Source organism: Acrocarpospora phusangensis, assembly GCF_016862995.1.
GTDB lineage: Bacteria > Actinomycetota > Actinomycetes > Streptosporangiales > Streptosporangiaceae > Acrocarpospora > Acrocarpospora phusangensis.
In genome coordinates this window covers 35,132-49,365 of record NZ_BOOA01000013.1, presented here as the reverse complement: position 1 = coordinate 49,365, position 14,234 = coordinate 35,132, and the positions used below count along the sequence as shown (strand labels likewise).

Sequence of the window (14,234 nt, the reverse complement as noted above, 5' to 3'; positions counted from 1 at the left end):
GTGTGTCTAGGCTGGCCCGTTATGAGGACGATTGACTGGGTGGACGGCGCGATCGTGCTCGTCGACCAGACCCGGCTGCCGGGCGAGCTGGCCTACCTCCGCGTCACCACGGTGGCGGACCTGATCGACGCCATCAAACGGCTGGCGGTCCGCGGCGCGCCCGCGCTCGGGGTGGCCGGCGCGCTCGGGGTCGCGCTCGCGGCGCGTACGGGCGAGCCGATCGGGCCCCTCAGGTCGGCCAGGCCCACGGCCGTCAACCTGGCCTGGGGCGTCGACCAGGCCGCGGCCAGCCCCGACCCGCTGGCCCGCGCGCTGGAGATCAGGGACGAGGACGTCGCCGCCTGCCTCGCCATGGGCGCGCGCGGCGCGGACCTGCTGGCCGAGCGCGGCGCCACCCGGGTGATGACGGTCTGCAACACCGGCGGGCTGGCCACCGTGGAACGCGGCACCGCCCTCGGCGTCATCCAGACCATGCACGAGCGCGGCGCGCTCCGCGAGGCCATCGCCCTGGAGACCAGGCCGCTGCTGCAGGGCGCCAGGCTGACCGCCTGGGAACTGGCCAGGATGGGCGCGCCGCACCGCCTGATCGTGGACTCCGCCGGGCCGTTCCTGCTGGCCAGGGGCGCCGCCGACGCCGTGCTCATCGGCGCCGACCGGATCGCCGCCAACGGCGACACCGCCAACAAGATCGGCTCGTACGCCCTGGCCCTCGGGGCCCGCCGCGCCGGTGTGCCCTTCCTGGTCATCGCCCCCGAGAACACCATCGACCTGGCCACCCCCGACGGGGACGCCATCCACATCGAGGACCGCGGCGCCGCCGAGGTCGTCTCCGTCGGCGGCGTACGGCTGGCGCCCGAGGGCACCGAGGCGCTCAACCCGGCCTTCGACGTCACCCCCGCCGACCTCATCACCGCCATCGTCACCGAGAGCCGGGTGATACGCGTGGATCGCGGCGAGAGGCCCGATCGCACATAGTCCATGCGGATTCGGGCAATCGGGCAATGCGCTAGACCGTTCCGCAATAGGCTCGCGAATCAGTACGACATACAGGAGATCTTCGTGGCCATCGACCTCGTGACCCGCACCGCCTGGGGCGCGCGTGCCCCGAAGGGGTCCTATTCGCCGCTCAGTTCGACCCGCGGCGTCAAAGTGCACTACACGGGCGGGCGCGTCGATCCGGCCATCGTCAATGATCACGCGAAATGCGTGGCAATGGTGAAATCAATTCAGAATTTCCACATGGATGGGAATGGCTGGATTGATATCGGCTATTCGATGGTGGTCTGTCCTCATCGCAAGGTCTTCACCGGACGCGGCCCGAGACACGTGCCCGCGGCCAACGGCGCCGGCCTCAACGCCGGCCACTACGCCGTGCTCGGCCTGGTCGGCAACGCCGGCCTGGTGGAGCCCACCGACGCGATCCTGCACGGCATCCTGGACGCCATCGAGTACCTGCGGGCCGAGGGCGGCGCGGGCCGGGAGATCAAGGGGCACCGGGACGGCTACTCCACCGACTGCCCGGGTGGACCGCTCTACGCCTGGGTCCAGCGGGGCGCGCCGCGTCCCGGCGGCGGCGACCCGCCGGTGGAACCGGGCGCGCCGCGCTGGCCGGGACGGCTGCTGCGCTTCCCGCCGGTGATGCGCGGCGACGACGTCAGGACCTGGCAGACCCAGATGAAGCGCATCGGCTTCGAACTCGACGCCGACGGCGCGTACGGCCAGCGTTCCCGGGACGTCTGCAAGACCTTCCAGAGAAGAGTCGATCTTCCTGACGACGGCATCGTGGGCCGCCTGACCTGGGACGCCTCGTTCAAGGCGAAGCCGTGACGCGCCGAAACGGACACCCGTTGGCGGAATAAGGGCCCGATTCGGCTTAGCATCCGGTTCATGACGGTGTCTCCTCTGGACCTCGCCGCCGGGTTCCCGCCGGGATCGCGGGAACGGTGGCGCGAACTCGCTCTCGGCGTGCTGCGCAGATCCGGCTACGAGGGCGATGATCCGGAGGCCGCGCTGTCCTCCGCCACCGACGACGGGATCGGGATCGCCCCCCTCTACGACCGGCTCCCGGCCGCGCCCCGCGTGCTGCCGCCCGAGGCCGGCTGGGACGTACGGCAGCGCCACGCCGACCCGGACCCGGCGGCGACCAGGGACGCGATCCAGGCCGACCTGGAGAACGGCGTCACCTCCCTCTGGCTGGACCTGACCTCGCTCGCCCCCGCCGACCTGCCGGCCGTGCTGGACGGGGTCTTCCTCGACCTCGCGCCGGTCGTGCTGGACGCCGGACCGCGCACCGAGGAGGCGGCCCGGATCTTCCTGGAGCTGGCGTCCGGCACCGCCCTGGCGGGCGGCAACCTGGGCGCGTCCCCACTCCACCCGGGCCTGGCCGGCCTGGTGCACCGCTGCGCCGCCGAGCAGCCGGCCGTGCTGGCGGTGACCGTGGACGCGTTGCCGTACCACGACGCGGGGGGCGGGGAGGCGGCCGAGCTGGGCTGCTCGATCGCGGCCGGGGTGGCGGCGCTGCGGGCGCTCACCGACGCCGGGGTCTCCGCCGAGCAGGCGTTCGGGCATCTGGAGTTCCGCTACGCGGCCACCGCCGACCAGTTCCTGACCATCGCCAAGCTGCGGGCCGCCCGCCGCCTGTGGGCCCGCGTGGCCGAGGTGTGCGGGGTGCCCGCCGCCACGCAGCGGCAGCACGCGGTGACCTCCTCGGCGATGATGACCGCCCGCGACCCGTGGGTGAACATGCTCCGCACCACGCTGGCCTGCTTCGGCGCGGGCACCGGCGGCGCGGACGCGGTGACCGTGCAGCCGTTCGACGCCGCCCTCGGCCTGCCGGACGGCTTCGCCCGCAGGATCGCCCGCAACACCCAGTCCCTGCTGGTCGAGGAGGCCGGGGTGGCCAGGGTCCTGGACCCGGCGGGCGGCTCCTACTACGTGGAGAACCTCACCGCCGCGCTGGCCGAACGCGGCTGGTCGTGGTTCCAGGAGATCGAGCGGGCCGGCGGGTTCGCCGCCGCCCTCGACACGCTGATCCCCGCCCGGCTGGCGGAGACCCGGACGGCCAGGGCGCGGGACATCGCCCGCAGGAAGCACCCGATCACCGGCGTCAGCGAGTTCCCCAACCTGACCGAGCGCCCGGTCGTCCGCGCGCCCGGCCCCGGGCTGCCCGCCTCGCCCGGCCTGGTCAGGCACGCCGCCGGGTACGAGGCGCTGCGCGACCTCGCCGACGCCCGGCCCACCCGCCCGGCGGTCTTCCTGGCCACCATCGGCCCGGTCGCCGTGCACACCGCGCGGGCCTCCTTCGCGGCCAACCTGTTCGCCGCCGGCGGGATCGCCACCGTCACCAGCGGCCCCGGCACCGACGCCGCCGCGATGGCCGAGGCCTTCCGCGACGCCGGCACCCCGGTCGCCTGCCTCTGCTCCAGCGACCGCCTGTACGGCGAGCACGCCGAAACCGTGGCCGCCGCGCTCCGCGCCGCCGGGGCCCGCCGGGTCTGGCTGGCGGGCAAGGGGGAATATCCCGGAGTGGACGGCACCATCCGCGCCGGCGGCGACGCCCTGGACGTGCTGAGAACGACGTTCGCGGACCTGGATATCCGCGTGCACACCTCGGAGGGAGACGGCCGATGAGCATTCCTGATTTCGCCGGCATCGGCCTCGGCATCGGGAAGGACCAGATCCCGGCCGTGGACGCCGAACCCTGGGACACCCCCGAGGGCATCGCCGTGAAACCCCTCTACGACACCGACGACCTGCCCGGCTACCTCCCGACCTATCCGGGTGTGGCGCCGTTCCTGCGCGGGCCGTACCCGACCATGTACGTCAACCAGCCGTGGACGATCCGCCAGTACGCCGGGTTCTCCACCGCCGAGGAGTCCAACGCCTTCTACCGCCGCAACCTGGCCGCCGGGCAGAAGGGCCTGTCGGTCGCCTTCGACCTGGCCACCCACCGCGGCTACGACTCCGACCACCCGAGGGTCGCGGGCGACGTCGGCATGGCGGGCGTGGCCATCGACTCCATCTACGACATGCGCCAGCTCTTCGACGGCATCCCGCTGGACCGCATGTCCGTCTCGATGACCATGAACGGCGCGGTGCTGCCGGTGCTGGCGCTGTTCATCGTCGCCGCCGAGGAGCAGGGCGTCGCGCCGGAGCAGCTGCAGGGGACCATCCAGAACGACATCCTCAAGGAGTTCATGGTCCGCAACACCTACATCTACCCGCCGGGCCCGTCGATGCGGATCATCTCCGACATCTTCGCGTACACGGCCGGGCGCATGCCCAAGTTCAACTCCATCTCCATCTCGGGTTACCACATGCAGGAGGCCGGGGCCACCTGCGACCTGGAGCTGGCCTACACCCTGGCCGACGGCGTGGAGTACCTGCGGGCGGGCGTCGGCGCGGGCATGGACGTGGACGCGTTCGCGCCCCGGCTGTCGTTCTTCTGGTGCATCGGCATGAACTTCTTCATGGAGGTCGCCAAGCTGCGCGCCGCCCGGCTGCTCTGGGCCGAGCTGGTCCGCGGCTTCGGCGCGAAGAACCCGAAGTCGCTGTCGCTGCGCACCCACTCCCAGACCTCCGGCTGGTCGCTGACCGCCCAGGACGTCTTCAACAACGTCGTACGGACCTGCGTGGAGGCGATGGCCGCCACCCAGGGGCACACCCAGTCGCTGCACACCAACGCGCTGGACGAGGCGCTGGCCCTGCCCACCGACTTCTCGGCCAGGATCGCCCGCAACACCCAGCTGCTGCTCCAGCAGGAGTCCGGCACCACCCGCGTGATCGACCCGTGGGGCGGCTCCTACTACGTGGAGCGGCTCACCGCCGAACTGGCCGAACGCGCCTGGGCGCACATCCGGGAGGTGGAGGAGACCGGCGGCATGGCCCGCGCCATCGACAAGGGCCTGCCCAAGCTGCGCATCGAGGAGGCGGCGGCCCGTACCCAGGCCAGGATCGACTCGGGGCGGCAGCCGGTCATCGGCGTCAACCGCTACCGGCCGGACGCGGACGAGCCGATCGAGGTGCTCAAGGTGGACAACACCTCGGTCCGCGACCAGCAGCTGGCCAAGCTGCGCCGGCTGCGCGAGGAGCGTTCGCCCGAGCAGGTGGCGGCCGCGCTCGAAGCGCTGGGCAAGGGCGCCGCCGGGTCGGAGAACCTGCTCGCGCTGGCCGTGGAGGCGGCGCGGGCGAAGGCCACCGTCGGGGAGATCTCCGACGCGCTGGAGAAGGTGTTCGGCAGGCACGAGGCCCGCATCCACACCATCACCGGCGTCTACCGCAGCGAGGTGGGTTCCGGAGTGGACGGGGTGCGGGCGGCCTGCGAGGAGTTCGCGCGGGCGCACGGCCGCCGCCCCCGCATCCTGGTCGCGAAGATGGGGCAGGACGGCCACGACCGCGGCCAGAAGGTGATCGCCACCGGCTTCGCCGACCTGGGCTTCGACGTGGACGTCGGCCCGCTGTTCCAGACGCCGGAGGAGGTGGCCAGGCAGGCGGTCGAAGCGGACGTGCACATCGTCGGCGTCTCCTCCCTCGCGGCCGGCCACCTCACCCTGGTGCCGGCGCTCAAACAAGCCCTGGACGAGCTGGGCGCCGGCGACATCATGATCGCGGTCGGCGGCGTCATCCCGGACGGCGACGTGCCCGCGCTCCTCGCCGCGGGGGCCTCGGCCATCTTCCAGCCCGGCACGGTCGTCTCGGAAGCCGCCCTCGATCTGCTGCGTCAGCTGGAACGATGAGCGCGGGGGAGTACGCGGACGGCGTGCTGTCGGGCTCCCGCCGGGGCATCGCCCGCGCGATCACCCTGGTCGAGTCCACCCTGCCCGACCACCGGCGGCTCGCCCAGGAGCTGCTCGCCGAGCTGAGCCCGCACGCGGGCAAGGCGCGCCGGGTCGGTGTCAGCGGCGTGCCCGGCGTCGGCAAGTCCACCTTCATCGAGGCCCTCGGCACCCGCCTCACGGCCAGGGACCACCGGGTCGCGGTCCTCGCGGTGGATCCGTCCTCGACCCGCTCCGGCGGCAGCATCCTGGGCGACAAGACCCGGATGTCCCGCCTGTCCGCCGACCCGAGGGCGTTCATCCGGCCGTCCCCCACGGCGGGCACCCTCGGCGGCGTGGCCCAGGCCACCCGCGAGGCCATGGTCGTGGTGGAGGCGGCCGGCTACGACACGGTCCTGGTGGAGACCGTCGGCGTCGGCCAGTCCGAGACCGCCGTCGCCGACATGGTGGACACCTTCCTGCTGCTCACCCTGGCCCGCACCGGCGACCAGCTCCAGGGCATCAAGAAGGGCGTGCTCGAACTGGCCGACGTGATCGCCGTGAACAAGGCCGACGGCGAGCACGAGCTGTCCGCCCGGCGCGCGGCCCGCGAACTGGGCGGCGCGCTGCGCCTGCTGCGCTCGGACACCCCGGTCCTCACCTGCAGCGCCCTCACCGGCGCGGGCCTGGACGAGCTCTGGGCCCGCGTCCTGCGCCACCAGGAACACACCGACCTGGACGCCAGACGCCGCCGCCAGGCCGTCGACTGGACCTGGCAGATGGTCCGCGACCGCGTCCTCGCCGACCTGCGCGACCGTACCCGCGAGGCCGCGCCCCGGATCGAGTCCCAGGTCCTGGACGGCACCCTGACGCCCGCCCAGGCCGCCGACCTGCTCTACGGGATGCGCTCAGGCGACTCCTGAGCGCGCCTCAGAGGTCGAGTTCCGAGCCGCCGAAGCGTTCCCTGAGGAATCGGCTCTGCGCGCGCAGCGCCTGCTCGTCGCCCTGGTAGACGGCGTCGGCGACCCTGGCCAGCCCGGCCCGGAGCAGGTCCAGCTGGCCGAGCAGCTCCGCGTGGGCCGCCGGGCGGCGGGACGGCGGCAGGTTGCGGTAGGCGTTGAGGCTCGTCGGCAGGTAGTCGCGGATGGTCTGGGACACGATGTGCAGCTGGTCGGGCGCGGTGGTGAGGACCTCCGCCCGGTCCAGCACCTCCCGCAGCAGGCCGCCCAGCTCGTGCGCCCGCCGCCGCACGTCCTCGGGGTACGCCCCGGGCAGGCCGGCCAGCAGCGCCTCCAGGTCCCGGCGCAGCTCGGTGGTCTCCACCTCGGCGTGGGAGAGGACCACGCGGGTGCGGTCGGCGGGGGCCAGGAGGGCGCCGATGCCGTACAGGCCCGCGACGACGATCGGCCAGAAGGCGCCCGCGACGCCCGCGAAGACGAGGCCGACGCCGATCAGCGCCAGGATCGAGCCGGTGATGTTCCTGGTGGAGCCCAGGTAGGTCAGCACCCGGTTACTGGTAGCCACGGATTTCCTTGAAGGCGGCGGCCAGCGAGCCGGTCCGGGCGTCGAAGACCGCGCCGCCGGTCAGGTTCGCGATCGCGGTCATCTCCTCCACGTCGCTGTCGCCGAACAGGACGACGAAGGTGGGGACCATGCGCTGGCCCTCCGGGAGGCCGCGGAAGAAGGCGTCGAAGTCCGCGGCGGTGGAGCCGTCGGTGTTCTCGCCGTCGGTCATCAGCACGATCGAGGTGTAGTGGCCGGGCTCCACCGGCTCCTGGTAGGCGGTGCGGAGCGCGTCGAAGATGGCGGTGCCGCCGCCGGCCCGCAGCCCTTCCGCGAAGGACCGGATCTCGCGCAGCGCCGGCTCCGGATCGCGTTCGGGCAGCGTGAACGCGCTGGGCGGCCGCGGGGTGTCGTTGAACGGGATCATGGTCACCCGCTCGCGGTTGCGGAACCGGGAGAAGGTGCCGGAGGCCGAGGTGTCCGCGCCGGTCAGGGTGACCAGGGCCTGGCGCAGGGCGTCGATCCGCTCGCCCTCCATCGAACCCGAGGTGTCCAGCACGAACCTCGCCCGCGCGGGCACCCGCACCTCGTTCAGGTACGCGCCGATCAGCTCGTCCGCCGCCGATCGCCGGTTCGGGAACGGCAGCTCCAGCACCGGCTTCTCGGACCCGATGCCGGGCACGATCGGCCGCCGGAACGTGGTGGTCATGATCTTCCGCTGGACGTCGCCGGAGCGCAGCCAGGTGGCCAGCCGGTCGTACTCGGCCTTCTTCGGGGAGGCGGCGAGCAGCGTCAGCGGGTAGTCGGCGGAGACCACCCCGTCGCTCGGGTAGATGAGCGTGAGGTTCATGCCGCGCAGCACCGACTCGTAGTTGATCAGGCCGTCCACGCCGGGGCTGCGCGCGTACGCGTCGGCGAGCCAGCCGGAGGAGCCCGAGGTCAGCCGCTGCGCCGAGAAGAAGCCCTTCAGCTGCGGGGTGACCGCGTGGATCTGCTCGGCGCTGAGCGCGTCGCCGGCGTCCGACAGCGCCGCCGCCACCCCGACAAGGGCGGAGAAGCCGCTGTTGGAGGAGGCCGGGTTCGTCATGCCGAAGGTGAAGCGCCCCGCGGTGGCCGCCGCGGCGATGTCCGACCAGGACGGGGGAGCCGAGTCCCAGCCGAGCTCGGCGGCCTTGGCCGGCTTCAGGCCGAGCACCACCGGCGACACCATGACCTTGGTCTGGGTGGACAGGCGCTCCCGCGCGCCGTCGATGAGGGACAGGTACCGGTTGGAGGAGAACCAGATCGCGTCGTAGCGGCCGTCCGCGCCGCCGCTCGCGACCTGCTCCGCGCCGTCCAGCGTGCCCGTGTAGGTCAGCTCGACGTTCAGGCCCGACTCCTTGAGCAGCGGCTCCAGGTCCTTGACCTCGCTCCCGGCCAGGACCCGCAGCGGCTCCTCCCCGCCCGAGCAGGCCCCGGCCCCGGTCAGCGCCAGCGCCCCGGCCAGCGCCACCCGCGCGACCAGCGGAACACGCCTCATTCCGCGCTCCTGGCCAAGTACGTCTGCGCGTGCTCCAGCTCCACCGACAGGCTGCCGATGGTCGTGGCCATGTTCTCCGTGGCCTGCGCGCGGAACGTGTCGATCATGTCGATGGTGGCGTAGATGTTGTCGAACGCCCGCCGCAGCGAGTCCAGGTTGACGGTGGTGGACGCGCTCTGCGTCTGGATCTCGGCCGCCTGGGTGCGCAGCAGCTCGCTGGTGGCCACGATCAGGTCCGAGGTGGTCTGGTTGAGCGCGCTGATCTGGTCCAGCACCAGCTTCTGCCCGGCCAGCGCCTGCGCCACCGTGACGGCCGTGCGCAGGGCCGCCACCGTGGTGGTCGTGGCCCGGTCGACGCCCTTGATGAGCTCCAGGTTGTTCTTGCGCACCAGGTCCAGGGCGAGATAGCCCTGCGCCGAGACGGCCAGCTGGGTGAGCAGGTCCTGGTGCTTCTGGCGGACCCCGAACAGGGCGTCGGAGCGGATCGCCACCGCGCGCTCCTCGTCCGCGGTGAGCAGGTGGTTCTCCAGCTCGGCGTCCAGGGCGGCGGCCAGCGTCGCGTACTCCTGGAGCTTCAGCATCGACTCCCAGAGCACACGGCGTTCGCCCTCGATCGCGGCGTTGTCCTTGAGCAGTTCGTCCTGGCCGGACCTGAGGGCGCGGACGATGTCGTCCAGGTGCTTCTGCGCGCTGTGGAACTTCGCGAAGTAGTCGCGCAGGCCGGCGGGGATGAGCCCGAGGAACTTGCGGGCTCCGGTGGCCTGGCGCGGGTCCAGGTCCACGATCGTGCGGCGCAGGGCGACCAGCTGCGTGGGGACCGGGCCCGCCGCGCTGACCACCGGGCGCTTGAGCATGCGGTTGGCCACCTGGGCGGACGAGCGGATCTCGGTGTCGCCCATGGCGGTGATGCCCGCCACCTTGCGGGTGAACTCCGGCGCGCGCGGGTCCATCCCGGCGAGCTCGGCGGCGAACGCGCGGGCCCGCTCGGCCAGTTCCGCGCCGCGCTCGGCCGAGATCGGCAACATCGAGGCGGCCTTCTCGGCGGGCACCGGCGGGACCGGGTCCGGCGGGGTGAGTACTAAGTCCAACGGAGAATCCTCACGGCTTCTACGGCTTCTCAGGCCTTTCACGGCCTGTTACGGCTTGAGGTAGCGCTCCTCGATCAACGAGATGAGCTGCTCCAGATGGTCGTATGTGGGTGGCTCGACCACGTTGACCAGATTCGTGGTGAGCGGGGTGTTCTTCGCGAGGCCTGCGAAGACCTGCGGGTTCGCGGTGCGGAAGCCGTACCGGGCGGCCAGGGCGGCGAACTCGGGGTCCTCGGTGAGCAGGCGGCCGACCCGGGTGGCCGGCTCGTCGAAGGGGACCAGGGTGTGCTTGCTGAGCACGGTGGGCGAGGGGTAGAGCAGGCGCATCTCCGGGCGGATCGCGCCGTCGGCGGCGAACAGGTGGGCCGCGTACTGCGCCTCGTAGATCATGACCATGGGCGTCTTGCCCATGCCCATGGCGAGGTAGTCCTCGAAGGGCGCCTCGGTCGTCGACTCGGAGTAGCCCTGGTCGAGGAAGAGCGGCGCGACCGCCTCGGCGACCTGCGCCGACCGGTCCGCGGAGGTCACCACGTCGTCGCCGTTGGCGACATAACTGGTCATCGCCAGGTACATGGCGGCCGAATTGGAGGTGCGGATGTCCGTCGTCGTCAGCAGGACCCGCTTCCGCGCCTGATACGACGAACCGGGCAATGCATCCCACCGCGTCCCTTTAGCCACCAGATCCAGATATTTCCGGATATCGAAGGTTTCGCCGGTGACAACGCCCGCTTTCGTGAGGGTGTCCACGATGGGCTGGAATGTCGCCACGCTCATGGGCGAGTGGAACGGGGAGAACGTCACGTTCGCGCCCCGGTCCTTCTTGATCTTCTCGGCCGCGGGGGCGCTCGACGGGAACGCGAACGCGTACGCGCTCAGGTCCACCGAGCCGGCGATCTCCCGGGAGCCGGCCGTGTCCACCTCCACCTGCAGGCCGTGCTTCGCGAAAGCGGCCTTGACCTGCGGGTCGTCGAAGAACGGCTTCTTCTCGGACCCGATCACCCCGCGTACCACCGTGAGCCCGGAGCCCTCCCGGTTCCCCAGGACCAGGGCGGCGGCGACCGCCGCGCCGAGCAGGAGCGCCAGTCCGGCGCCGATCCAGCGTCTAGTCATCTCACCCGAATTATGTGAGCCGACCGCTTTGCCCGGTGCGTCCGGAATAGAGAATTCAGCGCGTGTTCACTTTGGGGTAATTGAGGAGTCGAGTCCCCCCTGGGGCTGCCTCTTATCACACCCGGGTGCAGAGAACCGCACCGGAACGCACGATTGCATTTTTTCATTCAGGGGCGCATGTGACCATGCTGGCGTTCACGACTACGGGGAGGCCAGGTGTACCGCAATCCGATGCTGCCGCCGGTGGTGGCTCGCGCGCTGGACGAGTACCGCACTCTACTGGCCGAGCACGGCCTCACGTGGGGTGAACCGCCACTCGGGTATGTGCGGATGATGAGCTTCCTCCGGTTCCCGGATGAGGCGTACCAGATGTCGATGGCGCCGGACCTGGACGAGGCGTTCCGGGACGCGCTGCGCGGGCGGCCGACGCCCGACGGGCTGACCGTGCTGCGGCTCACGCCGGCCGGGCTGCGGCTGGAGGCCCGGCCGCTGGCCGTGCTGTCGGAGCACCCGTTACCCGGCGTGCTGCTCGTCGACTCCGCCCGCGGCGCCGCCACCGGCGTGACGGTGGACGGGCGGGAGTGCCAGGTCCCGGCCGGTGGGGCCCGGCTGCTGGAGATCACCACCGCCAGCCGGCTCACCGTGGCCGGGGAGGACGTCGACCTGTCGGTGCTGACCAGGGCCGCCGTCCCGGCGCGGCTGCGGCTGCGGGCGGGCTTCATGTGCCGCTGGAGCGTCACCACCGGCGACGGCCAGGGCTGGTACCCGGAGGGCGCCGACCGCCGCCGCGACTACCGGGGCGAGCCGTTCTTCCACGGCGACGACCTGGTGCTGGAGGTCCCGTCCGAGCCGCTCACCATCCGCGTCGCCCGCGGCATGGAGTACGGCACCGCCCAGACCTCCGTGCACCCCGCCCCCTGGCGGGAGACCCTGGTCGAGATGGCCCCCCGCCGCCTCTACGACGCGGCCGCCCGCGGCTGGTACGGCGCCGACCTGCACGTGCACCTCAACTGGGCCGGCGACACCGTGGGCACCCCCGCCGCGGCCGCCGCCATGCAGCACGGCGAGGACCTGCACGTGCTCAACCTGGTCGCCGGGAACGTGGCCGGCGAGCGCGTCTACGACAAGGAGGCGCTCCAGCACTGGGCCGGCCGCGACCTGCCCTGGTCGGACGCCACCCACGTGGCCAGGATGGGCGTGGAGTACCGCAACGACCTGCTCGGCCACGTGCACGCGTTCGGGCTCACCGCGCCCCCGTCGATCTACCACACCGGCTTCCTGGACCAGGCCGACTGGCCGCCCAACGGCGCCGCCTGCGGCGAGCTGAAGGAACTCCAGGCCGTGCTCGGGTACGCCCACCCGTTCCACGGCCCGATCGGGGAGCCCGGCGAGATCACCGGCGCGGGCGAGCGCAACTGCGACGCGCGCGCCCTCGTGGTGGACGCGGCCCTCGGCCTGGTGGACGGCATGGAGCTGCTGCACTTCTCGGAGATCTCCGGGACGGTCGGCGTCTACCGCCGCCTGATCGGCGCGGGCAACCGCCTGGCCGCCCTGGCCGGCACCGACACGATGCTCTCCTTCACCCGCCAGGACACCGTCTCCAGCCCGCCCGGCTGGGAGCGCGTCTACGCCCGCCTCGGCGGCCCCCTCTCCGCCGAGTCCTTCGCCGAGGCCGTACGGCACGGCCGGACCTTCGCCACCACCGGCCCCTGGCTGGAGCTCTCGGTGACCGACGAGAACACGGGCGTCGCGCACGACATCGGGGCCACCCTGCACCTGCGGCCCGGCGACCGGGTCACCGTCACCGCCCGTACGGTCGGGCCCGAGGTGGAGCGCCTGGAGCTGCACACCGCGGCGGGCGTGCTCGCGGCCGGCCCCGCCGGGGAGCTGTCGGCCACCTTCGACGTCCACGAACCCACGTACGTCGTGGCCGCGGCCTCCGGCGGCGCCCACCCCCGCTCGCTCCACCGCGAGGTGTACGCGCACACCAGCCCGGTCTACCTGGACGTCGCCGGCCGGCACGTGGCCCGCGCCGAGGACGTGCGCTGGTGCCTGGAGTGGCTCACCCTGCTGGTGGGCACGGTCCGGGAGCACGCCCGCCTCGACTCGCCCGACCAGCTCCGCGACCACCTCGACCTGATCGAGAAGGCCGCGGCCGTCTACCGTTCCCGGCTCTGACGTTTGACCTGGAGCGCGCTCCAGAATCCAGACTTCCTACCAGCGCCCGATCTGACCTGGCATATGCGACCCGGGCGCTGGAAGGAGATCCGGATGAGATACCGCACGATCGGCACCGACCCGGGCACCCGCCGCGAGGTGAGCGTGCTCAGCCTCGGCGCGATGCTGTTCGGCACGGCCACCGACGAGGCCACCTCGATGGCCATCCTCGACCGGTACGCCGAGGCCGGGGGCACCTTCATCGACACCTCCGGCAACTACGCGTTCTGGGAGAACGGCGGCCAGGGCGGGGAGAGCGAGAACCTGCTCGGGCGCTGGCGGCGCAGCCGGGGCGTCGGCGACGAGATCGTCATCGCCACCAAGGTGGGCGGGCGCCCGCTCGCCCCCGGCACCAGCTACGTGGACAACCCCGAGGGCCTCTCGGCCAAGATCATCAGGGAGTCGGCGGAGCGCAGCAGGGAACGCCTCGGCATGGACCGGCTGCACCTGATGTACGCGCACATCGAGGACACCAGGGTGCCGCTCAGGGAGACCGTGGAGGGCTTCGCCGACCTGGTCGCCGACGGCACGGTGGGCATGCTCGGCGTGAGCAACCACTGGACCTGGCGGGTGGAGCGGGCGCGTGCCATCGCCGCCGCGGCGGGCCTGCCCGGCTACGAGGTGCTCCAGTACCAGCACAGCTACCTGCGCCGCCGTACCGACCGGCGGATGGAGCTGTCGGCGGACGGCGACCTGGGCACGACCAGCGGCGACCTGCTCAGCTACCTGCGCGAGAACCCGGAGCTGACCCTGGTGGCGTACGGGCCGCTGCTCCGGGGCGGCTACGTCCGGCCGGACAAGCTCGGCGCCGGGCTGGAGGGCCCGGCCAACGAGGCGAGGAAGGCCGCGCTCGCCGCGGTCGCCGCCGAGACCGGGGCGACCGTGAACCAGGTGGTGCTGTCCTGGCTGATCGGCGGCGAGATCCCGGTGCTGCCGCTGGTCGGCTGCTCCTCGGTGGCCCAGCTGGACGAGGCGCTGGGCGCGGTCGACCTGGACCTCACCGCGGACCAGCGCGCGAGGCTGGACGCGGCCGGAGCCGGCTGA

Annotated in this window: 11 protein-coding genes; 7 read left to right on the top strand and 4 right to left on the bottom strand. The window is 72.4% G+C overall.

Annotation, left to right across the window (positions count from 1 at the left end; all coding sequences use genetic code 11):
- Positions 1-21 precede the first annotated feature (21 nt).
- The 5 genes from mtnA (at position 22) to meaB (ending at position 6,676) form a co-directional block, all read left to right on the top strand.
- Positions 22-975 carry an S-methyl-5-thioribose-1-phosphate isomerase gene (mtnA, locus tag Aph01nite_RS10415; RefSeq protein ID WP_204040591.1) on the top strand — a complete coding sequence of 318 codons (954 nt, stop codon included), beginning with the start codon at positions 22-24 and terminating at the stop codon, positions 973-975.
- 300 nt (positions 976-1,275) lie between these two features.
- Positions 1,276-1,827, top strand: coding sequence for a peptidoglycan recognition protein family protein (locus Aph01nite_RS10410; protein WP_239161557.1), 552 nt, complete (start codon positions 1,276-1,278; stop codon positions 1,825-1,827).
- Positions 1,828-1,887: 60 nt separating this feature from the next.
- Entirely contained in the window at positions 1,888-3,630 is a 1,743-nt protein-coding gene (locus Aph01nite_RS10405; protein ID WP_204040589.1) for a methylmalonyl-CoA mutase subunit beta, read from the top strand.
- Positions 3,627-5,735, top strand: a complete 2,109-nt coding sequence (scpA, locus tag Aph01nite_RS10400; RefSeq protein WP_204040588.1) for a methylmalonyl-CoA mutase — start codon at positions 3,627-3,629, stop codon at positions 5,733-5,735. Before Aph01nite_RS10405 ends, scpA begins: the two co-directional genes overlap by 4 nt.
- Entirely contained in the window at positions 5,732-6,676 is a 945-nt protein-coding gene (gene meaB, locus Aph01nite_RS10395) for a methylmalonyl Co-A mutase-associated GTPase MeaB (protein WP_204040587.1), read from the top strand. Before scpA ends, meaB begins: the two co-directional genes overlap by 4 nt.
- A gap of 7 nt (positions 6,677-6,683) precedes the next feature.
- On the opposite strand, the gene Aph01nite_RS10390 is transcribed toward meaB, so the two are convergent.
- From Aph01nite_RS10390 to Aph01nite_RS10375, 4 genes are read right to left on the bottom strand one after another with little or no spacing between them, the layout of a single operon-like run.
- Positions 6,684-7,277, bottom strand: coding sequence for a hypothetical protein (locus Aph01nite_RS10390; protein WP_204040586.1), 594 nt, complete (start codon positions 7,275-7,277; stop codon positions 6,684-6,686).
- Positions 7,264-8,775 carry a VWA domain-containing protein gene (locus tag Aph01nite_RS10385; RefSeq protein ID WP_204040585.1) on the bottom strand — a complete coding sequence of 504 codons (1,512 nt, stop codon included), beginning with the start codon at positions 8,773-8,775 and terminating at the stop codon, positions 7,264-7,266. The genes Aph01nite_RS10390 and Aph01nite_RS10385 overlap by 14 nt, the downstream gene beginning before the upstream one ends.
- Positions 8,772-9,863: a toxic anion resistance protein gene (locus tag Aph01nite_RS10380; RefSeq protein ID WP_239161556.1), complete on the bottom strand. Its 1,092-nt coding sequence runs from the start codon at positions 9,861-9,863 to the stop codon at positions 8,772-8,774. Before Aph01nite_RS10380 ends, Aph01nite_RS10385 begins: the two co-directional genes overlap by 4 nt.
- A gap of 48 nt (positions 9,864-9,911) precedes the next feature.
- Positions 9,912-10,973 (bottom strand): hypothetical protein, encoded by a 1,062-nt coding sequence (locus Aph01nite_RS10375; protein WP_204040584.1) that lies wholly within the window; start codon positions 10,971-10,973, stop codon positions 9,912-9,914.
- A 216-nt stretch (positions 10,974-11,189) separates the two neighbouring features.
- Between Aph01nite_RS10375 and Aph01nite_RS10370 the strand changes: the two genes are divergently transcribed.
- Together Aph01nite_RS10370 and Aph01nite_RS10365 are read left to right on the top strand one after the other, a co-directional pair.
- Positions 11,190-13,151: a CehA/McbA family metallohydrolase gene (locus tag Aph01nite_RS10370; RefSeq protein WP_239161555.1), complete on the top strand. Its 1,962-nt coding sequence runs from the start codon at positions 11,190-11,192 to the stop codon at positions 13,149-13,151.
- Positions 13,152-13,244: 93 nt separating this feature from the next.
- Complete coding sequence (locus Aph01nite_RS10365; protein WP_204040583.1) at positions 13,245-14,234, top strand: aldo/keto reductase; 990 nt, start codon at positions 13,245-13,247, stop codon at positions 14,232-14,234.